Genomic DNA, 22829 nt, shown 5'->3' on the forward strand with positions numbered 1-22829 from the left:
AAGGGGGAAGAATGAAGGGGTAGGAATAGGTTTAATTTAGCCTTCTGCCTTCTGCCTTTAGCCTTCAGCCCTGCCTTTCGATGCTAAAGTCCAGAATCGCTGCTGCTGTCACTTGAGGCTGTTCCAAATGAGGCACATGACCACAGTTTTTCACCCAAACGAGTTTGCTGTGGGCAATCGCCTGCTGGAATTTAGTGGCATCTTGCGTGCCCAAAATCTTGTCGGAGTCGCCCCACACAAGGAGGGTTGGCTGCTCGATCGCTGCAATTTTGTCTGCTAAAAAGTTGTAGCCACCGCTTTTGGTAAACGAAATAATCGCTTGCTGCCAGTTGGCACACGTTAGATGCAGGGCACCACACACAAGTGCATCAGGTGAGACAAAGCTAGAGTCGTAGTATGCCTGAAAGCTCACCCTGCGTCGCACACTGGGGCTACGAAGAAAGTTAGCTGCGAGTTCGCCCAACGGTGGAAAGAGAAATCGTGCCATTGCTGGACCGCGTGCAAAACCAGCGCTGTCGATAAGTACCAGTTTCTGTACAGCATCGGGATAGGTCAACGCAAAATCGATCGCGGCGGCTCCACCCATCGACGCACCCACCAAAATCATGGGTCGAGCAATGAGCGTTTTCCAAAAGTGATAAAGATGAGTTTTAATTGCGGCTGGGCTGAAGAGACTACCAACAGGGCGATCGGTGAAACCAAAACCAAGCAAATCGACGCTCCAGGTTTCTTGCGTTTCTGCCAATAGCGGCAGCAGACGACGAAACTCAAACACAGAGCTATCAAAACCGTGTAGCAGCACGATCGGTATGCCTCCGGAGCCTTTGCGGATGTAGGCAGTTGCGATCGGTGAAACACAGAGCGACGTTGAAATGTCTGTGCGCTCAATGCTTTGGGCTAGAGCGATCGACGTGGCTTCGGTTAATTGGGCACTTTCGGGCGGTAGCATCGTCATCATAAAGCTCAGTTTATCTCGTTCCAAGCATCAAACAGAGCTGACTACCAGCCACCTTCCCTTGCAGCAACGATCAGAGTTCGCTAGGCTTTGGTTGTTGTTATTAGATGACAAACGATGCCGAAAGCAATTTGGAATGGTGCTGTGCTAGCCGAGAGCGATCGGTGCGAAGTGGTAGAAGGCAATCAATACTTTCCACCTGATGCAATCCATCGCGAATATTTCAAAGAGAGCAACACCCACACGGGCTGTCCGTGGAAGGGCACTGCCAGCTACTACACGATCGAAGTAGATGGCAAAACCAACCCGGATGCTGCCTGGTACTACCCCACGCCCAAAGATGCTGCCAAAAATATCACTGGCTACATTGCCTTTTGGAAAGGCGTGAAAGTGGAAGCCTAAAAGGCCCCAGCGGTATGACAGCACAAAGTTTGCTGTTATGCCGCTGTAACGAATGCAAGGTGCAACGTTCCTGAAACGTCCATGAAACGTCTATGAAGACGGACAAGTATTCGTAGCTGCAATGGGATGCCTTGCCTCACTGGCAATGAGAGGGCTAACGATAACGCATTTGCAAGTGTGTCATTGGGCGCGATCGCAGGGCAGACTAACAGGGTGAAACCGTTCTTACCCCCATGAACACCTCCCCCCATGCCAGCCTTTATTGGCAACACCTCCAGCAGGTATGTCCATCGATTAACCCTGCCACTTTGTCCTACATCCACACGGCGTTAGAAGCAACCAATTGGGACGAGCCACAGTCGCCACTCGATTGGAACAACTACGGAGTCATCGCCCTAGTTGAGGCAGAACAAAGCACAGATCCTGATCTCCGTGGTCTCTATATGGAAACCGCGATCGCAGCCTTTGAAAATGGAGCCGATGCCCACCCGCTCTGTGCGGCTCATCTTGCCCTTGCCCATACTCTGATTGGAGAGACAGAAAAAGCCGTTCAGATTGCCTTCCCCGCATTAATCAACGTTCTGCAACCTGCTTTTGCCAGCCAAGCTGCTGCACCCGGTTTAATCTACGTCCCGGTTCTATGGCAGGAGCCGCGATCACATTATTTTGAAGGCTCAAGTAGACTTTGGACAGACACGAATGCGTTTCAGCAGAGTGTGTTGTTGCTTGGGGAAATTGTCTGGCGATCGCAAGCGATCTTCTACAATGCAACCGGACGCCGTATGCTTCAGGTTGCTGCCCAAGTCTTACCAGACTCTGCCGCTGTCCACTTACGGCTGGGGCTTGCCAATCTCATCAGTGATCAGTGGGAAGGGCTGATTCATTTACAGCGTGCCAATCAGCTTGTACCCAATTGTTCACCGATTCTGCAAGCCCTCTACCTTGCCTATCAAACGTTGCAGCAAACGGCAGCAGCAACAACCTGGTTAGAGACGGCTCACGCTTTACATACGCAACACCCCAACGCGCTCGAGTGGCAGTGGGCGAAACTTGCACTAGACAGTTCGACGACTTGTGTTCCGTTTGAAGGTAACCTGCTGCTGGTAGTCGAGCCTAGCTTTCACAGCATTGTGACAAGTGTATTGCTAGGTGCTGGCGATTGGTTTGAACGCGAAATGGAGTTCTGGCGCAGTGCCATTCAACCCGGCATGACCGTGATTGATGTCGGAGCAAATGTGGGTGTCTACACCTTTAGCGCGGCTTCTCAAGTCGGCGCCAGTGGACGGGTGCTGGCGATCGAACCTTTTTCTGGCTGTGTGCAGTGTTTACAGGAAACGTGCCGCCTCAATCAGTTTGATTGGGTGACAGTCTGTCAGGGCGCAGCGAGTGATTATGACGGTACAGCACGGCTATCACTACAGACAGCTAGTGAAATGAATCAGATTGTCACTGCTGGAACAGAGAGCGCTACACAAACTGGACCGTTTGAAGACGTTGCTTGCTTTTCGTTAGACAGCTTGATTAAGCAAGAAAAACTAACTCAGGTCGATTTTTTGAAGATTGATGCCGAAGGTCACGAGTTACAAGTGTTGCTGGGTAGTGATCGACTACTAACCGAGTTCGCACCCGTCATCATGTATGAAAACATCAGTGGCAATCAAGGTAGCAACTCACCAGTCGCTAATTTCTTGAACGCTAATGGTTATCAACTCTTCCGCTATCAACCCTACTTACAGACATTAGTTGCAATTGAATCTGTAGAGGATTTACAGGGAAACCTCAACATCATCGCAGTACCGCTGGCGAAGGTGGCAACCTTTGGTCTGCGAAAGTAAAAAACGCTGTTCAATCTATCCTTTGAGAGCCTTACCTATGGCACTTTTTCTTCCAAGTCTTAAGAAAAACGGTTGTTTAGATCCAGTTCATATCACCCTGTGCAATGTTGGTTCTCGCAAAACGGGCACCAAAGATGACTATGGAACGCAAGCATGGGGTATGTTTGCGCCTAATCTGACGATTTATGGGTTTGATGCTGATGCTGCCGCTTGCGAAGCCGCGAATGCTGATGTTGAAAGGCGTGAGATTAATTGGCTCGAACAACACTTTCCCTTAGCGCTCGCTAAAGAAGTGGGTACATCAACGCTTTACATCACGAACAACCCGCAGTGTAGCTCGTTGTATCCACCTAATGCTCCTTACTTAAAACGTTTTTTGCGCTTGCAAGAGATGGTGGCTTTAGAGTCTACTACTGACATTGAAACCACTAATCTGGATACAGTCTTTCAAACTGAAGGCATTGATGAAATTGATTTTTTGCAAATTGACGTTCAGGGTGCAAGTTTGCAGGTTTTAGAAGGTGCATCCTGGCTTTTAGAGCGCAGTGTTTTGGCGATTCAAGTCGAGGTTGAATTTTCTCACCTATATGCCAACGAGCCATTATTTGCCGATGTTGATACGTACCTGAGGCAGCTAGGCTTTACGCTCTTTGACTTAGCGCCGATTTCACGGGGATATCGATCGCTACTTCATTCCACAGAACGTCCTGGTCAGGTGCTTTGGGCAGATGCTATCTACTTTCGAGATCTCCTTCAAGAGAATGTAAACGCTCAATTCAAAAGCCCTGATCAGCTTTTTAAGCTTGCTTGCGTTGCAGACGCCTTAGAGTTTACTGACTATGCGTTGGAACTGCTGGAGCACCTGACACTACACTACGGTAACGACCCAATTTATAACGTTGCAAACCACATTGTTGAAAGTCTGACTCAAATCCCTGAACTGGTTCAAACTGGGCTAAGTACGTTTCCAGCCGTTGCCAATTTACAGGATTACATTACAGGTGCTGCTGCCGATTTTTTAGCAGCAAACCCACCTGCACCATCGATCGGTTAGTTTGATCCTCTCTTGTCAAAGGAAAGCTAGGGAGGATCGCTCGACCGATGTATACGGTAGCCTAGTACAATTTCTAGAACCATTACTGCGTGTGAATTTTCCACATTTGCTCGTAAGCGTTTTCCATTTCGCGGGTAAATTGTTTAGCATTCCAAAGGGGTGAGGTATGTCTAGACTGGCGCAGCTTCCAGACAGCTTGCTGTCGCAGTTGAGTATCACTACCTAACCGAACGCCCCACTCTACATACTCCTCGTCCGTCCAAGCAATGCCTTCGGTAATACCTGCATTTACCATCATGGTGTAGCTGTTACGAGCAGCAAATTGCTCACCAACGCGAGTGACAAGCGGAATTCCCATCCAAAGCGTTTCTAGAGTGGTTGTCGCACCGTTATAGGGAAATGTGTCTAGTACAACATCAGCAATAGTTAAATTGGCTCGATGAATCGCTTCTGATTCAACCCCTCCTAAGAAGCGTAAGCGATCGCTGCTAATCCCTTCTGCTTCAGCAATCTCAGTAAAAAAGCGTTTAATTGAATCTCCGTCTGCTAAACCTTTAATAAGAAAATAGCTATTTGGTACTTGTGCAAGGATTCTCATTTGCAGCCGCGCTGTCTCGGCATGGCGTTTGTAGCCCTTCTGAGCGCTCAGATATACAACTGCATCTTCAGGGATGTTGAGATCGTCGCGACGAAGCGTCGGTACGGCAACTTCAAACCCATCCACCGCAATGTAGGTTTGAGGTAAGCGCCAAATTTTTTCGGGGTAATAGTCCTGTGCCCAATCCGGCAACACGTAAGGATCAGCAATACAGTAGTCAACTGATGGCAAACCAGAGGCATCCCAACCTAACCAGGTAACTTGAATAGGCGCAGGCTTGAGCGCCAGCAAATCACTGTTCAAATCTAGAGTCAGGCTGTCTAGATCAACCAAAATATCAATTTGGTCCTCATAAATCTGGTCAGCCAAACCAGAAATACTATTAGAGCAATCAACGCCTAACTTACAAGCCTTCTCAACCTGATTAACGTACCAGTCATGCAGTGGGTCGTTCTGTCGATTGTTAATGAAGTAACCATGCATCTGAAAGCGATCGCGATCGTGGTACCGCAGCAGCCACCGGGCTAACCAGCCCACAGAATGCGTTCCCATGCAGTGAGAGAGATAGCCTATTTTCAGGCGATCAGTAGAGCGACTGCCGTGATGGAGTTTTTGGGGTTGCCGATACCGCTCTACTCGATCTGGGTGTTGATTTCGGATGTAGTCATGACATAATGCCGAAGCACGATTTTGAATGGAGCGGGTTTCTCTTAAGTCGTCTTTAAAGTACGGCAGGAAGTAAGTCGAAGTAAATAAACGGCTGACATGGGCAGGTTTGGCATCTTTCAGTGTCTCAGCACTTAGTGAGGTGAGCAATTGTTTGTGCCGCTCAAGCGTTTCCAATGATTCTTGCCAATAGCCTCCTGCTGTCATCAACCCCCGTAGCACAAGAAAGTTAGAGAAAATTTTCTCAACCAAACTATCTGTCAAGCCATACAGTCGTTTCGCTACTTCAATGCCTTTGTCGTAGTAACCCGCATTCTGATAAAACGGTGCCAAATGACCTAGCACTTCTACATTGTCAGACTCCAGACGTAGATACTGTTCTAGTAGATGTGCTGCAAGTAGGGGAAAACCTTCTGAAAAGCCAATTTTAAGTGCAGCAGGCAACAGAACCACTAGGAGTGGTTGATACTGCTCAACCGCTTCAATGTTCGGTAGGCAGGCTTCTGTAAAATCAAGAATAATCGGGTCTGGTGCAAGCGCTTCCAAAACATTTTTCAACGACTGCAACAACAAATCAAAGTCAACGCTGATGTGTTGCTCTTGAAGTTGCTGCATTATATCTAAATCACGCAAGTCGTCGCTATTGAAATTATCTAAAGCGATCGCGCCTTGAATAAGGTGCAGCAAATTAGCGATGTTATTCGGCTGAATTTCCCGAATGTACTGCCGGATTGTCCAGGCAACAGAGTATTCTTGACCTGCCTCGCGCCGCTCTGCCTCAGTTAGCAACACTTGAAGGAGTTCGGTAGTCCACTGCTCAATTTGCTCCGGTTCGCCATCTGACATACCAAACAGCCATGTGGTCTGTGCTTCGCCCTCCTGCCCCTGCAACAGCAACAGCAATCCTAAATGCCAGTAGTGTGCTTTGACCTCAGGTTCAGCCTCGATCGCCTGTTCATAGAACTGACTCGCCTGTCTGTAGTCGGCTTGCAGCAACCATTGATAAGCTTTGGGTTGCCATGTGACTGGGTTTGACAAATTAGAGGTAGCACTCATGGGCAGTTACAGTGGGGGTAGATAGGGGGAGCAGCCATTAAACGGTGACAAAGGGCTGTCAGGTCTAGCACAGACACGAGTAAAAGCAGGTAGGAGAGAAATTAGAAAAAAGCAGAGAAACCAGACTCAAAGTCAAGCCGATTCGCGTTCAAAATGCTTACATTAAAACAGTTAGTCTAGCGCTACAGTTTTGTAGTTAATTCAGTATCACCACTGAATCCCTAAAAAAAGAAACGGCAATAGGAACAAGCCCATTGCCGTTTAGCGAAACAAACATATAGAGGAACCAAAGCAGACTAAATGCCCCCTTCCGATCCCTCTACATGTTAGCCGCAAAGGGTTTAGTTAAGTGTAGTAAAGCTACCGCCGCAGGTAGGAGCCGCTGTCGAGGTGAACCCTAGACCAGCAGCGCTACCTTGAGCGCCACTGTTGACAGCCGCAGCATTCGCTTCGCACAAAGTAGCAAGCGTTGTAGCTTCGCTGGTCGCTGCTACGGTACCAACTGCTACGCCACCAGCATAGGTTTTAAGAGGCGCTTTTGGAAGTACAGTGTCAGCCCAGTTTGTCACCTGAGAACTGGTGCCGCCACCACCAGTGATGCCGTACTTGTAGTTCGTTGTTTGAGTGGCAACACCCAGACCCAAGTTGCCAAAGTCAGTCTGAGCAGCAAAGGCGTTCTTCTCCAGGTAGTAAGCTTGTTGCGCCCGGTTCATGGAACCAACGTAGGTCTTAGCTTCGGATTGCTTGGCTTTGTTTGCCTGGTTAAGGAAGGAAGGCAACGCGATAGCTGACAAAATACCGATGATGATGATAACAACCAACAGTTCAATCAAAGTGAAGCCTTGAGCTTCTTTCTTTTGAATCAAGTGGCTCAGGAACTTTGCTTTAAATTCGGACTTCATGAGAGGATCTCCTTAAAGATGCGGGGTTGGTGTTGGGGTTGGGGTTTCTAACTCCTGAATCTAACTTGCCCACATTAGTCAGCTTTCATATCACCCCAACGCAGAAAGTTTGGGCAATTATTTCAAAAGCTTTTATGCGGAGCACGCCAGCAGAATGTAGCCCAGGCTTTCGAGCGTTGTGAGGCGTTGCTGCACCCGTTCAAAACCGTTTTCAAGCGTGGTTGGTTCCAGCGTGACAGGATTGAAGGGGCAGAGAGTTTGCCACCGCTGCGCTAGAGCCGTCACGGGTTGCGGTTGCTCTAGCAGGGGCAGCAGGCAGCCTGCCATCAAGCTGTCAATGCTTACAGGCTCATCAACTATTTTGAGATGGCGGCTAATTTCAAAGGGATTTGACTGTGTAACGCAAGCAATGAGATCTTCTTTCAGCGCTGTCGTTTTTAGCTGCGGATGGAGATGTGCGTAGGCAGTCTGCCAGGAATCGGCTGTCCATTCTGCTACTGGTGTGTAAGGTATACCCTCATGCGGATGACCACACCAGAGATCTAGCAGGCGATCGACTGGATGCAGCAGTTCAAACAGGTGTAGCTGCTCCTCTGCCGATTTTTCGCCGATTTCCAACGTCACAGAAATGGGAAGTTCTTCAATATCGGTAAAGAGACTGAGCAGATCCCACTTTCGCCAGTTCACCATGCTAATGAATTCCAGATCAGCCGCACGCATTGCAGCAAAAAACTCTGGAATTGTCCAACCTTTGTCACCCTGAAGCAGATAGTTGGCGAGAACAATTTCGTCATCCGTTTCAAAATTTGGGTTCCAGACCATGGATTTAAGAAAAACGTGGTTCTTCAACGATCGCATGGTTTGCCGCACCAGTTCTATATCCTCGTCCTGAGTGGTGCCGCCCATCAGCCCCACTGACTTGAAGAAGGCTTGAGCGCGAAAGTAGATCATCCGCTGCAAGGCACTGTGAAAGTTAGTGCGGATAATGCCATTTGGCTTTAAGACTGACCGCATTGCCTGAAGCCCTGCAACTGGGTCAGGTAGCAAATACAGCACTTCATCCGCATTAATATAGTCAAATTGCAGATTCAAGCTGGGCAGATCTTCAATCGAGATGGCATGAAACTCAGCGTTATGAAAGTCGTAATGCTTCAGGCGTTGTTCTGCTAGCTTGACTGATTCTGAGGAGAGATCAACGCCAACGATCGTGGCTCCTGGGTTCGCCTCTGCCAACATCAAGGACTTATAGCCAGTGCCGCAACCTGCATCCAGAATGACGGCTCCTTGCGTGTTGACGATCTGCTGATTTCTGAGATAGAAGGCTGTGGCTAAGTTGTGCGTATAAAGATTAGTGGCATCATTTTTGGGAGATTGCTCTAGCGGCACTCTTGGGTATGGAGCTTGGTCAAACTGTTGACGAACTTTTTCTAGCGCATCGATCCCTGGCTGGCTCATGGTTCACTCATCCTAGTGGTAAAAGACCGTGGTTTCCTGGTTGGCTTTTGGTTTAAGTCAGCATACCCATTTTTTATAAAGGCGAGCCAGGCAGTCTACATCGACTGCTGTGCACCAAAAGGATGGTTGCAATGCGCCACTACCGTCTTGCACTGCACGATCGAAGTTCTGTCGCCAAAGTGGAAGCGAAAAAAGCAACGTCTGGGGTAAACAGCTAGATGTCATGGTGGAAAACTGTGCATCAATGCCTGAGAATGGCAAGGGATCAGACGCGAAATGGTCGATCGATCACTAACTTGAAAGCCAAAGCCTTGAAAGCCAAAGCCTAGTGAGCAGCTTAATGACTGTGCTGAAATTTCTCTAGAGTTGCGCGACTACAGGACATCTGAGCTAGATAGCTGCCTGAGCTAGAGGACAGCGCTTGATCCCTCTATTTTCAGAGTTCAGACGGGCACCTGGACTGGTGGTGCTGTTTAGTAAGCTTCTGTGTTGTTTTTCATAAAAGTTTTTTCATCAGCCTTTTAGTTGCCGTTTATCTCAATCTTGAATCATTGCTAGAGTAAAGCCGTTGAGGTGAAAGGCTTTATGCCCTTGCTTTCCAGCACTGATGGATGGAGCGAATGAAGAACCATTGGTATCGTGCCTTTTTCAGTGTTCGCACCCGGCTACTGGTTTGGTACTTTTTGCTAACAACGGGCACCGTCTTTATCTCGATTCAGACAACGTATAGCCTTTTCTGCGATCGCATCCGCATCCAGGCAGAAGACTCCGCGTTGCAGCAGGCGAACCAGTTTACGGTGTTAGTGCAAAAGCATCGTGAAAAAGGAAATTTAGGACCCAGTAATATCAGTGTGTTGTTCGATCGCTTGCTCTCTAGCTATGTGCCAACGCGGGGTGAATACATCATTACGCTGGTGGGCAATCGCGTTTATGACACCAAGCCAGCACTACCGTCGGGCTGGCTAACGCAGCACTCTAAACTGATACAAACCTGGACAACGGCGGCAGGAGAACGCCGTCAAGCTAAAGCTCAGGAGAAACAGCTTTACTACGTGGTAGAGCCTGTGACCTGGCAGGCGACCAATGAAACCGGCTTAATCGTAGTTCTGAATGACAGCACACTGGATTATCAGATTGCGCGGAGTGCGATCGGATTGGTAATGCAGGTAACGTTTGTGCTGCTGCTGATCTTCTTCTTGCTTGCCTGGTTTACGGCTGGACGGGTACTGTATCCGCTGCGGTTGCTTACAAAGACAGCACATTCCATTACCGAGTCCGATATGACTCAACGCCTTCCGGTGCAAGGTAGGGATGAAATTGCTGAGTTAGCGACCACTGTAAACGAAATGCTCGATCGCTTGCAAGCTGCCTTCGATAGCCAAAAAGAGTTTTTGAAGGATGCTAGCCATGAGCTGCGAACGCCGATCACGGTGATTCAGGGACATCTGGAAATGCTGCAATATCAGCCAGAGAAGGATGCGTCGATCGCCCTGGTGATGGATGAGCTAGAACGCATGAGCCGTCTGGTAAACGATTTGCTGTTGCTGGCAAAAGCGGAGCGATCGGACTTTCTGCGGCTTAAGCCAGAAGAGTTGGATTGGTTGACGGAGGAGGTTTACCTCAAGGCACGGGGGCTTGCCGATCGCGCTTGGCGCTTGGAGTCAAAAGGGTTAAGCCCGATTACAGTCGATCGTCAACGGCTGACGCAAGCCGTGATGAATCTGATTCAGAATGCCATCCGACACACGAAACCAGGCGATCCAATTACGCTTGGTTCCTCAGTGAAGGGAGACTGTGCCTACTTATGGGTTAGCGATACGGGCGAAGGCATTGCATCCGTTGATCAAACCCGCATTTTTGAACGCTTTGTACGGGCAACGGGCGATGCTCACAGTGAGGGCTACGGCTTGGGGTTGTCGATCGTTGCAGCAATCGCTCAGGCACATGGCGGTCGCGTGGAGCTTGCTAGCCAGGTTGGGCACGGCTCCACGTTTACGATCGCCATTCCGCTAGATGGCACGCTTACGAAACTTCCTGCGGAACGGTTAGAAATCAAAGGCTAACAGCAGATTAGCTGCTATCTTTTTGTAAAGTAAATATAAACTTTTTTTCACAAAGCTTTTACCGCTAATTTATCCGCCTGCTTGAAACTTCTGAATAACGATTGACGCAACGCTTTTGTTCTCTAGCCCTTTTATTGCGAACTATGAACAACGTTGACCCTCAAGTTCAGACTCCTGACCCATCTACTACTTCTGAGCCAACGAATCAGTCACCTAAGCCCAAACGCTGGGTGTGGGCAGTCGTGCTACTAATGCTAGCAACGGGTGGCATTGCGACCTGGCGATCGCTCACAGCAGGACAAACCTCAAAGCCTGCCGTTGCTCAACAAGCACCTCCACCCCGCGCCGTGGAAACGATCGCTCTCGCTGAGGGTAGTGCTGCTAGACCCGTGCAGCTATTGGGACAGGTAGAAGCAGCAGAGCGGGCAACCGTGCGCGCCCAAACCAGCGGTGTAATTCAGGAACTATTCGTGCAACCGGGTGATCGCGTTGCACCGGGCACCACGATCGCCGTGCTGGATGATGCCGACCAGCAGCTGGCGCTGGCACGAGCACAGGCACAGTTGGCACAACAGCGCAGCAACCTGGCACGTCTAACGGTGGGGACCCGTCCCGAAATCGTTGCTCAACGCAAAGCCGCACTCAGCGCTGCCACAGCCCGCGAGCGGGAAGCGATCGACAACCTCAGCCGCACCTCTGCGCTGGTCAAAGACGGGGCGCTGTCGCAACGGCTGCTGGTCGAGGCAAAAGCCAGCGTTGATACGGCGCGGAGCGAGCGACTCCAGGCCCAAGCACAACTGGCAGAAGCGCAGGCGGGTCCTATGCGTGAAGAAATTGAGGCGCAGCGAGCCAATGCAACGGCAGCCCAAGCAGAAGTCAATCAGGCACGGCTGACCCAACTGCGGACACAGGTAAAAGCAACGTCTGCTGGCGTGGTCGATCGACGGGTGGTCAGTCGGGGCGACTATGTAGAAAGCAACGGCGAAATTGTGTCGCTCATTGCGGGCGATCGTCTCGACATTTTCCTGGAATTACCCGAAGAGCTGACGGGCAGAGTCACGGCTGGAATGCCCATTCAGCTCACCTCACGGGCGCTGCCCCAGTGGAAACAGCGAACCACGATTACAGCCGTCGTCCCAGCAGCAGAAGCATCCTCTCGACGGCAGCGCGTGCGCGTGCGGCTAGAGAATGCAGGACAGCGCTTGCTGCCTGGTATGGCGATCGCTGGCACGTTAGAAATGCCCGCTGATCGCCGCAGCTTTGTGGTGTCGCGTGACGTGCTGACCCAGCGACAAAATCAGTGGTTTGTGTTTGCGATCGAGGCTGGCAAAGCCAAGCAGGTTCCGGTGGAACTGGTGACGGATATGGGCGAAAGGGTTGCTATTTACAGCAATGCTTTACGTACCGGGCAGGAAATTGTCTTACGCGGCAGCGATGGACTGCGGGACAGTGCACCTGTGAAAGTCGTTCAGAACAGCAACAGCTAGAGGATACTGCGATGAATCTCATTGAACTGGCTGTGCGATGGCGACACGGCACCTTCGTCTTGTTTTGCTTGCTGGCAATCTTTGGGGTGTTTGCCCTGTTAGGGCTGCCGCTGGAGCTACAGCCCGGTGGCGATCGTCCCGAAATTACCATCACGACCACCTATCCTGGAGCGGGACCCACTGAAGTAGAAGACTTGGTGACACGCCCGATCGAAGAACAGATGGAACAGGTGTTGGGCGTGCAAGAGATTAGCAGCAATTCTCGTGCTGGACGCAGCGCCATCACCCTGGAATTCACGCCCGGTGCGGATCTAGAAGGGCGATTGGTGGATGTGATCAATCGGCTCCAGCAAGCAGATAGTTTGCCTCCCGAAGCAGACGAGTCCAACGTGGAACTGGTGGGCGGCAGCAGTTCGCCGATGATGTGGATTCCGATGGTGCCCCAGGATAGCAAAGGCGACCCCAACCACTACCGCGATCTGGCAGAAGAGGTGATTGTACCGCGACTGCGACGGGTAGAAGGCACCGGGCAATTTTTGATTGTGGGTGGACAGCGGCGAGAAGTAGAAGTCAAAGTTGACCCGAAAGCGCTGTCGGACCGCAACCTGACGATCGGTGATGTGGTGCAAATGCTGCAAGCCAACAACCGTGATATTCGCGGCGGTCCGTTGATTCTGGGACGGCGCGAATACCGCGTCAGAACGCTGAGTCGATCGCAAGATTTGGCGCAAATCGAGGGTTTTGTGCTGCGGCGAGATGCCTCCGGGACGGTGTATCTGCGGGATGTAGCCAAGGCGCAAATGGGGCGCAAAGTGCAGGATAGCGCGCTGGTTTTTAACGGTACGCCAACGGTGGCGATCGGCGTGATTCGGCAAGTCGGTGCCAACGTGCCCGAGGTTGCCAAGGGGGTACGCGATACTATCACGCAGTTGGAAGGCGAGCTAAACCGTCAGGGAGAAGCCCTGCGCTTCGCCTACAACTACGACGAAAGCCAGTACATTCAGCAGTCGATCGACCTGCTGCAAGGAAACCTGATCAGCGGTGCCTTACTAGCCACACTCGTGCTGTTGCTGTTCTTGGGTTCGATGCGAACCGTTGCCGTGGTAGCCCTGACGATTCCCATTTGCTTGATTACTATTTTCATTGTGTTGCAACTGTTTGGTCGCACGCTGAATCTCATTAGTCTGGCTGGAGTCGCTTTTGCGGTGGGTATGGTGGTGGATTGCGCGATCGTTGTGATCGAAAACATTTTCACCCACATGCAGAAGGGCAAAAGCGCAATGCGGGCTGCGATCGAGGGCACGCAAGAAGTGTGGGCAGCGATGCTCGGCTCGACGCTGACTAATGTAATCGTCTTCCTGCCTCTGATTATGGTGACCGGGGAAGCGGGACAGTTGTTTGCCGATATGGCGATCGCCCTTTCGTGTTCTGCCATCTTTGCCCTGTTTTCGGCGGTTACCCTGGTACCTATGCTTTCTGGGCTATTTCTTGACCAGGCAGAGGCACAGCGAATGCTATCGACCACCACGTCATCCGCTGTACCGCTTCCACCGGGTCTGTTTGGCAAAGTGCAGCAGGCGGTTTACCGCACCTCCGATGTCTTCCGCTACTTTCAGGGCAAGCTAGAAAACTTTCTTGCCTCAACGGTGAGTTGGTCGATCGGTCGCCGACGCGTAGGGCGTAGACTGCTGCTATTGGGCATTCCGGTCGGGTTGCTCTTGCTGAGCATTCTCCTGTTGCCGCCTGCCGACTATTTGCCCGAAGGCAACCGTAACCTAGTAGTGCTGCGGGCTGAGCCGATGCCCGGAACCAGCATTCCCGAAGCCATTCGGCAGTCGCAACCTGTGCAAAATTTCCTACGATCGCAGCCGGAAGTCGAGCGCATCATGTACGTCGATCGCCCCGGTGCCTTGCGTGGCATTGCTACCATCCTCAAACCAGAATTTGCCACCACCGCAGGGTTAGCTGAGATGGTCAACCGCCTGAGGGCAAAGGCTAGCGATTTTGCGGGCTATCGCTTTGTCATTCCTACCCGCATCTCCATCTTCCGCGATCCCGGTAAGGAATTTGATGTGGATATTGTGGGAGCCGAGCTGGAGCAGTTGAGTGACCTGGAGCAAGAAATTACGGGTAAACTGCGTGCCTTGCCCGGAGTGCAAAGCGTGCGATCGAATTTTGTGATGGGCGCTGGCGAAATTCAAGTCATTCCCAACCGCGAGCGGCTAGCAGAAGTAGGGTTGTCTGAGACAGAAGTTGGTTCACTGGTGGAAGCAGCGCTGGGCGGACGGTTAGCATCGAATTTTATCGACGGCAAAGAGGAACTGGATGTCTCAGTGGAATTGAGCAGCGCAGCGGTGGAAACGCCAGAACAACTGCGCCAGTTGCCCCTATTTGCACGGCAGCGACAAATCCAACTGAGTGATGTTGCCGAGGTGCGAGAAACCACCGGACCCGATGTGATCAACCACGTTGATCTAGAACGGGCGGTTTCGCTAACCATTTCTCTTGCCCCCGATGCGCCACTTGGCTCTCTTGTCCAACGCACCGAGAATGAAATTTTGGCTCCTCTGCGATCGCAGCTCCCCGCAGGCTACCGTCTGGAGCTTGCAGGTTCAGCCGATCAATTAGCAAAAACAGTGTCTGAGTTGGCAAGTGCCTTCGCGTTTTCTGTCTTCATTACCTACCTGTTGCTGGTCGCGCTCTACCGCTCTTTTCTCTATCCACTGGTGATTATGGCAACGGTGCCGATGGGCATGAGCGGGGCGTTGTTGAGTCTGGTGCTGGTGAATCGGGTGCTGGGCTGGGTAGTGCCGCTGGATATGATCACGGCGCTGGGTTTTGTTATCCTGACGGGAGTCGTGGTGAACAATGCGATTCTGCTGGTTGATCGCGCCCTGCAACTCCAGCAGGAAGGCGACGACTACGATGCCTCGCTCTACAACGCTACCCGCGATCGTCTGCGGGCGATCTTCATGGCGGCTGGCACCAGTATTTTGGGAATGCTGCCGCTGGCGGTGGTTCCCGGTCAAGGCGCAGAGCTGTATCAGGGCTTGGGCATCGTTCTGACCGGCGGACTTGCCTTCTCTACCATCCTGACGCCCACGGTGGTTCCAGCTATTATGGGGCTGCTGCGTGATTTCTCCGATCGAACGTCCTCAAAGTCTCAACCTGCCACACCCAAAGTCAAAGTCCAAAACCCTACTTAGCTGATGATCGTAGGGTCATTACCAGGGGGAGCGATCGTTTTCCCCTATGGTAATTTTGTATGTTTGCACAAATGCGGTGATGATTTTGGTTTCTGCTATCGGGAAAGGCTGCCTTAATTCAGATCTCCTTACAGTGCAGTAAGCTGACGCATTGGCTTCGGTGCAGCCGCTTCAACTTCTACAACACCCTGAAACATATTCATGCCGCAGGTGAATGGATAGTGCCCCGGCTTATCGGGCGTAAACTCCACCGCTGTGACCTGATTCAAATTCAGCTTCCGTGCAATGTGGAAAGCGGGTACTAATACGGTTTCAAGGCAACTACTAGGATCTTTGCGAAAGAAATTGAGCCGGACGGGTTGCCCCACGCTTGCAACAATCCGGCTGGGTTCATAGCCACCATCAACGATAATGGTCAGCTCTTGCACGCCTTGCGTTGCTTCTGCCTTACGTGACTGCTTTTTGCTGAAGAGAAACCACCAAACTTCTAGCCCTATTAATGCAGCACCACCCACAACCACACCAATTTTTAGACCCAGAGGTTGCTCAAGGCGGTGAAACTGAGACGTTTGATGGTCAGGCATTGCCATTGCCATCTGAGCGTTAGCGTAGTCGCTCGAAGAAAGAAGTGCTCCGCTTGAAGCTAGACCCAGAAAGAGACCTAAACCTGCAAGCTTGGTAACTAGCGTTTTTCTGCTAACCATTGATTAAGCCTCCTGTCAGCTTGTGTTTGCCAGCTTATGTTGTCGCTTTGAGCTGAAAATTTCGTAACCGCAGGGCATTTGTGATGACTGAGACAGAGCTAAACGCCATGGCACCACCTGCAATCATGGGACTCAACAACCAGCCAACGAAGGGGAACAGAATGCCAGCGGCGATCGGAATGCCAGCAACGTTGTAGATAAAGGCAAAGAAGAGATTTTGGCGAATGTTTTGCATCGTGGCACGAGACAGTTGAATGGCGGTGACAATACTTTGCAGATCGCCCGAAATCAAGGTGATATCGCTCGCGGCGATCGCCACATCAGTGCCCGTTCCAATGGCGATCCCTACATCTGCTTGAGCTAGAGCCGGAGCATCATTAATACCATCACCTACCATTGCCACGATTTTGGCTTTAGTATGTTTGGCTTTAGCACCTGCCTTTAACGGCCTAGGGGCAGCGGCGGGTACGCCCATAGTGCCGCGTTGCAGTGACTCAATCACAGCGACCTTCTGGTCGGGACGCACCTCGGCAATGACGTTTGAGATACCCACTTCACGAGCGATCGTCTCAGCCGTAGGGCGATTGTCTCCTGTCAACATGACTACGTCTAACCCTAAGCGCTGCAAGGCTCGAATGGCTTGAGCCGACGAGGGTTTAATGGCATCGGCAATGCCCATAATTCCCTGCACCTCACCATCAATGGCAAGACAGATCACAGTTTTGCCGAGTGCTTCCAAGCGGTCTCGATCATGTTGCAGTGCTTGAGTGTCAATACCTAGCTCGTTAAACCAGCGTTGTGTACCAATCTGTACCAGCCGATCCGATACGTTGCCTTGCACACCACTACCCGGGACCGCTTCAAAAGCCTGCACGTTGGTTAAGTTCACCTGTTGCGCCTGAGCATAGTTAACGACTGCTTCCGCCAGGGGATGTTCTGAGTTGCGTTCAACCGACGCTATTAAGCGCAGCAGCTTTAACTCATTGCTATTCGCCGTGCCCTGCGTGGTGACAAAATCAGTCACCGTTGGCTTGCCCTGCGTGATGGTGCCTGTTTTATCCAGCACAATGATCTGGATTTGATGCGCTAGCTCTAAGCTCTCTGCGCCTTTGATCAAAATGCCGTTTTCTGCGCCCTTGCCCGTACCCACCATGACAGATGTGGGTGTTGCTAGACCCAGCGCACAGGGGCAGGCAATAATCAGCACGCCAACGGTGGCGATCAGCGCCAGGGTAAAATTGCCCATCGCTAAAAACCAGATGACAAAGGTAGCGATCGCAATGGCAATCACAACTGGCACAAACCAGCCTGTTACCTGATCGGCTAATCGCTGGATGGGCGCTTTCGAGCCTTGAGCCTCCTGCACCAGCCTGACAATCTGAGCCAACACCGTATCTTTGCCAACGCGGGTGGCACGAAATTTGAAGCTGCCTGTCTTATTAATTGTGGCTCCAATGACCTCATCGCCTGCTTGCTTCTTAGTGGGTACACTTTCGCCCGTAACCATCGACTCATCGATCGTCGAGGAGCCTTCGACAATTTCCCCATCGACAGGAATTTTTTCACCCGGACGGACTAGGACGACATCGCCAATTTGTACTGCCTGAATGGGTACTTCCATCTCTTGCCCAGCACGGATAATGCGGGCATCTCTAGCCTGTAGCCCAATCAGTTTGCGGATGGCATCTGAGGTTTGCCCTCTAGCGCGGTTTTCAAACAGCCGCCCGAGTAAAATCAAGGTGATGATGACGGCTGCGGCTTCGTAGTACACCTCGGGCATCAGTCCCTGAGCGGTAAAAAAGCCAGGGAAAACCGTGGCAAAGATGGAATAGCTGTAGGCAGCACCTGTACCGATCGCCACTAGCATATCCATTGTTGCGGTATGCCGCTTGACCGCTTTCCAGGCATTTTTAAAGAAATCAGCCCCACACCAAAACAGCACTGGCGTTGCAAGTACGAGTTGTATCCACGGACTGTCTAACGCTCGGATGCGAAACGGCAAGTTGAACATGGCAGACATGGCTCCGACCACAATCACAGTGCTAAGAATGCCGCCAACTAAAACTTTGCGTGTAAGCTGCTGCCGTTCTGCTACACGCGCCGTTTTTTCGGTATCGTCTTCACCAGCCAGCAGGCTTTGGTCTTGGAGCGAGAATGCTGCATAGCCTGCTTCACTCACCGCAGCTTGAATGTTTTCTAGATCGGTTTTTTGAGGGTCGTAGGTGACAGTGGCTTGCTCGGCACCAAAGTTTACAGTGCTTGCACTGACTCCTGGCACCGAACGAATCGCGCCCTCAATGCTGTTAGCACAGGACGCACAGCTCATGCCCCGCAGTTTGAGATTGACGGTTTCCATGCTTCTATGCCTCATTTAAGTGACAGAATAGCCAGCCGCCACGATCGCCGCTTTCACCGTTGCTTCAGGCGTTTGCGTTTCAATCACGACGAGTTTAGTTTTAGTATCGGCTTGCACTGTTGCACTAGGGTCGATCGCCTGCACAGCCTGGGTAATAGTATCGCTACATGCAGAACAAGCCATATTGGGTACAGTCAGTTCAATCGCCATACTTCAAGTTCTCCTAATAAGGAATTACGCTCATCTTAAAGTCTCCATCCGGCTGGACAGTCAAGTGGTAGTGATCAATCATTTACAGTTCTCTACGTCGTTATGTTTGCGCTCTTGATTGAGCAAGTAATAGTGAGACTGTTTCTTCTCCAAGGCGTTTTTTGCTTGGAGATCTCCTTATCGAAACAGGTAGTGTTTCTTCCCTACAGCAGCTTGCAATGCTTGCGGCTGCAACTGCCGTTGCAAAAATTAATACATCTTGTCAGGTTTGCACGGAGAGGGTATCCAACAGCCAGTCTTCCGTCAGTAAGCCATGGCAAAGTACGCCACGATCGCCCTTATCACTCACCGAGTTTCCATACGTAGCACGATCTCTATCTAAAGGTTACACCGCTTACGGAAGCGACTATTCATACTTGAGTTCGTGGTGGGTAAAAAGAAAGGTGCATATGAGTCCGATTAATCTGGTTGTACAAAAGGCAATTTGTCGCGGCTATCTCACGGCGGAAGCGGAGCAGACCTTGTGCGAATACTTTAATAGCAACTGCAATCTGCAAGATATTACGGCGCTGACAATGCTACAACGCACCTTGATATCGGGTCAGGTAAAGCGCTTGTCAAATGATGATCAGATAGCGTTGACCAATCGGCAGGCACTTCACCCCTACATTTAAGGGGTTTGTGTGCATTTAGGCATTGACCAGTGGTTGAAATGCACTTCCCGCAGCGATGCCGCAATTGATCGCTTCTTAAAACTAGAGGGATGAACAACGTTAGTTTAGGCTTCTGACTGTCACCAGATGATGCTATCCTAGTAAATGATCCGGACCCATGCGATCGCAACGCCTAAATCTTGTCAGGACCGGAAGGTAGCAGCAATACAGGATGCTTGTGATAGGCGTGGACTCCGGGTCGCTTTTTTTGAGCGATGATCCCTTCAGCCATTGCTCAGCTTCGTTTATTTCATCAGCGTTTTTGGTACGGTTTTCCACCTGAAAGACCGATGACACTCGTTCATCTTTGTCCCTATGCTAAAAACATTGCAGACGGCACTGTAGAGTCGTCGTTCGCAGAATTGAGATTTTCAGGAGCTTAAAGCATTATGGGTTTGGGAGATTTAGTCCAAAAAGCAGTGTATCTCGGTATTGGCGTTGCTTCCTATGCAGGCGAAAAGGCAAGCGCAAAGCTTGGAGAACTGCGATCGCAGTTTCAAATACTTGCTGACGAAATGGTAGAGCGAGGCGAAATGACGAGCGAAGAAGCCCGTCGTTTTGTTGATGAAATGGTAAACAAAGCACAGCAGCAAGCGGTTGAGGCTCCAGAGACCCCACGCCCAACGGAGCCACGTCGTATAGAGATCGTCACTGATGATGATGAACCTGCTAAAGCAGACCCATCCGATGTAGGGCAGATGCGGCAGCAAGTTATGGATTTGCAGGAAGAACTCAAACGACTGAGACGCGATCAGTGAGGTAAGCTTGACCTCAGTCAAGGTGAGCTATACTTGAAGGATCTCACAGATATGAAGGCGACTCAAGCGTCCTAGAGCAGACCCCTATGTGACCTTGCATCTGTGGCGTTAGAATGCTTACGTTTAGGTGCAGAGGCTTAACGGATAGGCGTATGAAAACTTGGTCGCAGGAATTTTCTGAAATGCTTGAAACAATGGTGAGTGAAGTAGAGCAGTTTTGTACTGAAGTTGTCACTGACTTTGGTGAAATGGTTGATTCCTTTCTTGAAGCATCAGAAGAAGTTGTAGAGCAGGTACAATCTGTTTTCGTTGTTGAGCTTGAGCAACGCCTTGGTGATCTCATTGATCCCATTTTGGAGGCGTATTTAGGCATTGAGCTTGCGGTGGAAGAGACAGCACAACCAATGATCCATACAGTCGAGCCGTTTTTGAACGATCGCCCGACCTGTGTAGGGTGCCGACATTATCATGGTCAAACCTACGGTGGCACAATGCTGGTTTGTGGGATGCATCCTTACGGCTGGGAAAGCGACAAGTGTCCCGATTGGCAATCAACCTGGCAGGAATAGCTGGACTGTTAGTGTTTAACAACGCTTTAACTGCTTGCTGACCACGAGTTATGGACTAATAAGGGAAAGAAGTGCCCAACGGGTCCTTGTCCCTTGCCGATCGCCAGTGCGTACTTTAAAGCAGTAGTGACATATTCTTTGGCGCGGCGGGTTGCTGTAAGCGGTTCGTAACCAAGCGCAAGATTTGCTGCGATTGCGGCTGACAAGGTGCAACCTGTGCCATGTGTATTCGTCGTTTCTACCGTCTCTGCCGTTAACGTTTCCAGCTGCTGACCATCAAACCAGACATCAACACTGCGAAGATCGCCCTGTAAGCCACCACCTTTAACCAAGACGGCTTTTGCGCCTAGTTGATAAATTCGTTGAGCGGCAGACTGCATATCTGCTAGGGTGTGAATTTCTAGATTGCCAAGCATTTGTGCTTCGTAGCGATTGGGCGTTAGTACCGTAGCGTGAGGAATAAGCGCCGTTCTAAGCGTGGCGATCGCGGCATCATCAATTAACTGTGCTCCCGTCCGTGACACCATTACTGGATCAACGACCAGATTAGTCAGGTTTAACGCCTCCACCTGAGCCGCAACTGCCGCAATGATAGTCTGATTCAGCAGCATTCCCGTTTTAGCTGCCTGCACCCCAATATCCGTCACGATCGCTTCCATCTGAGCCACCACGCTTTCTGGTGGCAAGGCATCCACACGCTCTACACCCAGCGTATTCTGCGCTGTAATACATGTAATCGCGCTGGTTCCATGTACTTTGTGAAAGGCAAACGTCCGCAGATCTGCCTGAATGCCTGCACCGCCGCCACTGTCAGATCCCGCGATCGTCATCGCTACGGAAATCTTCGGCGTACCAATGTCCTGCTGCTTTTCCATACGTTTTACCCTCAGCCTTCTACCTTCAGCCTTTAGCCTTCTCTCCCACCCTACACCCCCTACCCCACACTCTTGTAAGATGGAGGCTAGATTCTTTAAGAAAGATTGCGAACGATGAGACTCACACGGATTGACCTGAACAGTTGGCTCTTTCATCTTGCTGGGCGCACGATTCTCGTTGACCCCTGGCTGGTAGATCCATTGGTTTTTTATGGTCAACCCTGGCTGTTTACGGCTTCTCACAATACGCCTCTCGCTGTCACACCCGAAACCCTCCCCCCGATCGATCTGATTTTGATCTCTCAGGGCGTAGACGACCATTGCCACAAACCAACCTTAGAACGGATCGATCGCGCCATTCCTGTCGTTGCCTCGCCAACGGCAGCCAAAACAGTACGGCAACTTGGCTATCAACAAGTCACCACGATCGCCCATTGGGAAACCTTTACGCTAGATGACACGCTTAAAATTACCGCGATTCCGGGTGCAGAGCTTCAACCAGGACGGGTTGAGAATGGCTATCTGTTGAGCGACCGTACCACTGACGAAAACCTTTACTACGAACCGCATCTCTTTCCCCTTAAGACACCCATAGAGCGCCTTGGTCGAGTGGATGTAGTGATCGCACCGGTTGTCGGTCAAGTCTTTCCACTGTTGGGGCAGGTTATTATGGGTCCCTTAGAAGCCATGCATCTAGTCGAAACATTGAAGCCCCACTTCTTTGTACCAACGGCAATCGGCGACATTCGCGCTGATGGCATCCTTCCCAAGCTCATCCAAACCATTGGCAGCGTAGAAGAATTTCGCGATCGGTTACTTGCTTCCGGCTTACCGACCCAACTGCGCGTTCCTGCTGCTGGAGAGACCTTGGAGTTAACGGCGATCGTTCGCTAAAGCCTGCGGTCAGCGTTGGAACAAACTTTATTGAGAAGGGATTAGGGGCGATCGTGATGAGAGGGCGAAAG

General features: G+C 50.9%; 18 protein-coding genes and 1 other RNA gene. 11 read left to right on the forward strand and 8 right to left on the reverse strand.

Features of this window, described 5'->3' with window-relative positions:
• Window positions 1–64 precede the first annotated feature (64 nt).
• Entirely contained in the window at window positions 65–955 is an 891-nt protein-coding gene (locus H6F76_RS20770; protein WP_190511243.1) for an alpha/beta hydrolase, read from the reverse strand.
• 117 nt (window positions 956–1072) lie between these two features.
• Here H6F76_RS20770 and H6F76_RS20775 point away from each other — a divergent pair, with 117 nt between their 5' ends.
• The 3 genes from H6F76_RS20775 to H6F76_RS20785 all read left to right on the forward strand — a co-directional run bounded on the left by H6F76_RS20775 (window position 1073) and on the right by H6F76_RS20785 (window position 4246).
• Window positions 1073–1357 (forward strand): DUF427 domain-containing protein, encoded by a 285-nt coding sequence (locus H6F76_RS20775; RefSeq protein ID WP_190447694.1) that lies wholly within the window; start codon window positions 1073–1075, stop codon window positions 1355–1357.
• 233 nt (window positions 1358–1590) lie between these two features.
• On the forward strand, window positions 1591–3192 hold the full coding sequence (locus H6F76_RS20780; protein WP_190511145.1) for an FkbM family methyltransferase: 1602 nt from the start codon (window positions 1591–1593) through the stop codon (window positions 3190–3192).
• 37 nt (window positions 3193–3229) lie between these two features.
• Entirely contained in the window at window positions 3230–4246 is a 1017-nt protein-coding gene (locus H6F76_RS20785) for an FkbM family methyltransferase (protein WP_190511147.1), read from the forward strand.
• Between the two features lie 82 nt (window positions 4247–4328).
• Here H6F76_RS20785 and H6F76_RS20790 read toward each other — a convergent pair whose 3' ends face one another.
• The 3 genes from H6F76_RS20790 to H6F76_RS20800 all read right to left on the reverse strand — a co-directional run bounded on the left by H6F76_RS20790 (window position 4329) and on the right by H6F76_RS20800 (window position 8923).
• Window positions 4329–6566, reverse strand: coding sequence for an O-linked N-acetylglucosamine transferase, SPINDLY family protein (locus H6F76_RS20790; RefSeq protein ID WP_190511150.1), 2238 nt, complete (start codon window positions 6564–6566; stop codon window positions 4329–4331).
• Between the two features lie 341 nt (window positions 6567–6907).
• Window positions 6908–7468, reverse strand: coding sequence for a type IV pilin-like G/H family protein (locus H6F76_RS20795; RefSeq protein WP_190511152.1), 561 nt, complete (start codon window positions 7466–7468; stop codon window positions 6908–6910).
• A 132-nt stretch (window positions 7469–7600) separates the two neighbouring features.
• Window positions 7601–8923: a methyltransferase domain-containing protein gene (locus H6F76_RS20800; RefSeq protein ID WP_190511153.1), complete on the reverse strand. Its 1323-nt coding sequence runs from the start codon at window positions 8921–8923 to the stop codon at window positions 7601–7603.
• Between the two features lie 620 nt (window positions 8924–9543).
• Between H6F76_RS20800 and H6F76_RS20805 the strand changes: the two genes are divergently transcribed.
• The 3 genes from H6F76_RS20805 to H6F76_RS20815 all read left to right on the forward strand — a co-directional run bounded on the left by H6F76_RS20805 (window position 9544) and on the right by H6F76_RS20815 (window position 15679).
• Window positions 9544–10986 (forward strand): HAMP domain-containing sensor histidine kinase, encoded by a 1443-nt coding sequence (locus tag H6F76_RS20805; RefSeq protein WP_199322262.1) that lies wholly within the window; start codon window positions 9544–9546, stop codon window positions 10984–10986.
• Between the two features lie 143 nt (window positions 10987–11129).
• Entirely contained in the window at window positions 11130–12473 is a 1344-nt protein-coding gene (locus tag H6F76_RS20810) for an efflux RND transporter periplasmic adaptor subunit (protein ID WP_190511157.1), read from the forward strand.
• Between the two features lie 11 nt (window positions 12474–12484).
• Window positions 12485–15679: an efflux RND transporter permease subunit gene (locus H6F76_RS20815; RefSeq protein ID WP_190511159.1), complete on the forward strand. Its 3195-nt coding sequence runs from the start codon at window positions 12485–12487 to the stop codon at window positions 15677–15679.
• Between the two features lie 128 nt (window positions 15680–15807).
• Here H6F76_RS20815 and H6F76_RS20820 read toward each other — a convergent pair whose 3' ends face one another.
• From H6F76_RS20820 to H6F76_RS20830, 3 genes are read right to left on the reverse strand one after another with little or no spacing between them, the layout of a single operon-like run.
• Complete coding sequence (locus H6F76_RS20820; protein WP_190511161.1) at window positions 15808–16383, reverse strand: cupredoxin domain-containing protein; 576 nt, start codon at window positions 16381–16383, stop codon at window positions 15808–15810.
• Between the two features lie 34 nt (window positions 16384–16417).
• Window positions 16418–18739 carry a heavy metal translocating P-type ATPase gene (locus H6F76_RS20825; RefSeq protein ID WP_190511163.1) on the reverse strand — a complete coding sequence of 774 codons (2322 nt, stop codon included), beginning with the start codon at window positions 18737–18739 and terminating at the stop codon, window positions 16418–16420.
• 15 nt (window positions 18740–18754) lie between these two features.
• Window positions 18755–18949 (reverse strand): heavy-metal-associated domain-containing protein, encoded by a 195-nt coding sequence (locus H6F76_RS20830; RefSeq protein WP_190447676.1) that lies wholly within the window; start codon window positions 18947–18949, stop codon window positions 18755–18757.
• Between the two features lie 449 nt (window positions 18950–19398).
• Here H6F76_RS20830 and H6F76_RS20835 point away from each other — a divergent pair, with 449 nt between their 5' ends.
• The 4 genes from H6F76_RS20835 to H6F76_RS20850 all read left to right on the forward strand — a co-directional run bounded on the left by H6F76_RS20835 (window position 19399) and on the right by H6F76_RS20850 (window position 20989).
• Entirely contained in the window at window positions 19399–19623 is a 225-nt protein-coding gene (locus tag H6F76_RS20835) for a hypothetical protein (RefSeq protein ID WP_190447675.1), read from the forward strand.
• Between the two features lie 146 nt (window positions 19624–19769).
• An RNA gene (gene ffs / locus H6F76_RS20840) (signal recognition particle sRNA small type) lies at window positions 19770–19866 on the forward strand.
• Window positions 19867–20048: 182 nt separating this feature from the next.
• On the forward strand, window positions 20049–20420 hold the full coding sequence (locus tag H6F76_RS20845) for a hypothetical protein (protein WP_190447939.1): 372 nt from the start codon (window positions 20049–20051) through the stop codon (window positions 20418–20420).
• 152 nt (window positions 20421–20572) lie between these two features.
• A complete protein-coding gene (locus tag H6F76_RS20850; RefSeq protein ID WP_190447673.1) occupies window positions 20573–20989 on the forward strand; it encodes a hypothetical protein in 417 nt (138 codons plus the stop codon).
• Between the two features lie 26 nt (window positions 20990–21015).
• On the opposite strand, the gene thiD is transcribed toward H6F76_RS20850, so the two are convergent.
• Window positions 21016–21864, reverse strand: a complete 849-nt coding sequence (thiD, locus tag H6F76_RS20855; protein ID WP_190511166.1) for a bifunctional hydroxymethylpyrimidine kinase/phosphomethylpyrimidine kinase — start codon at window positions 21862–21864, stop codon at window positions 21016–21018.
• A gap of 114 nt (window positions 21865–21978) precedes the next feature.
• Between thiD and H6F76_RS20860 the strand changes: the two genes are divergently transcribed.
• Complete coding sequence (locus H6F76_RS20860; protein WP_190511168.1) at window positions 21979–22758, forward strand: MBL fold metallo-hydrolase; 780 nt, start codon at window positions 21979–21981, stop codon at window positions 22756–22758.
• The last annotated feature ends 71 nt before the right edge of the window (window positions 22759–22829 follow it).

Origin of the sequence: Leptolyngbya sp. FACHB-321, from assembly GCF_014695975.1 — a bacterium.
Taxonomy (GTDB): domain Bacteria; phylum Cyanobacteriota; class Cyanobacteriia; order Leptolyngbyales; family Leptolyngbyaceae; genus Stenomitos.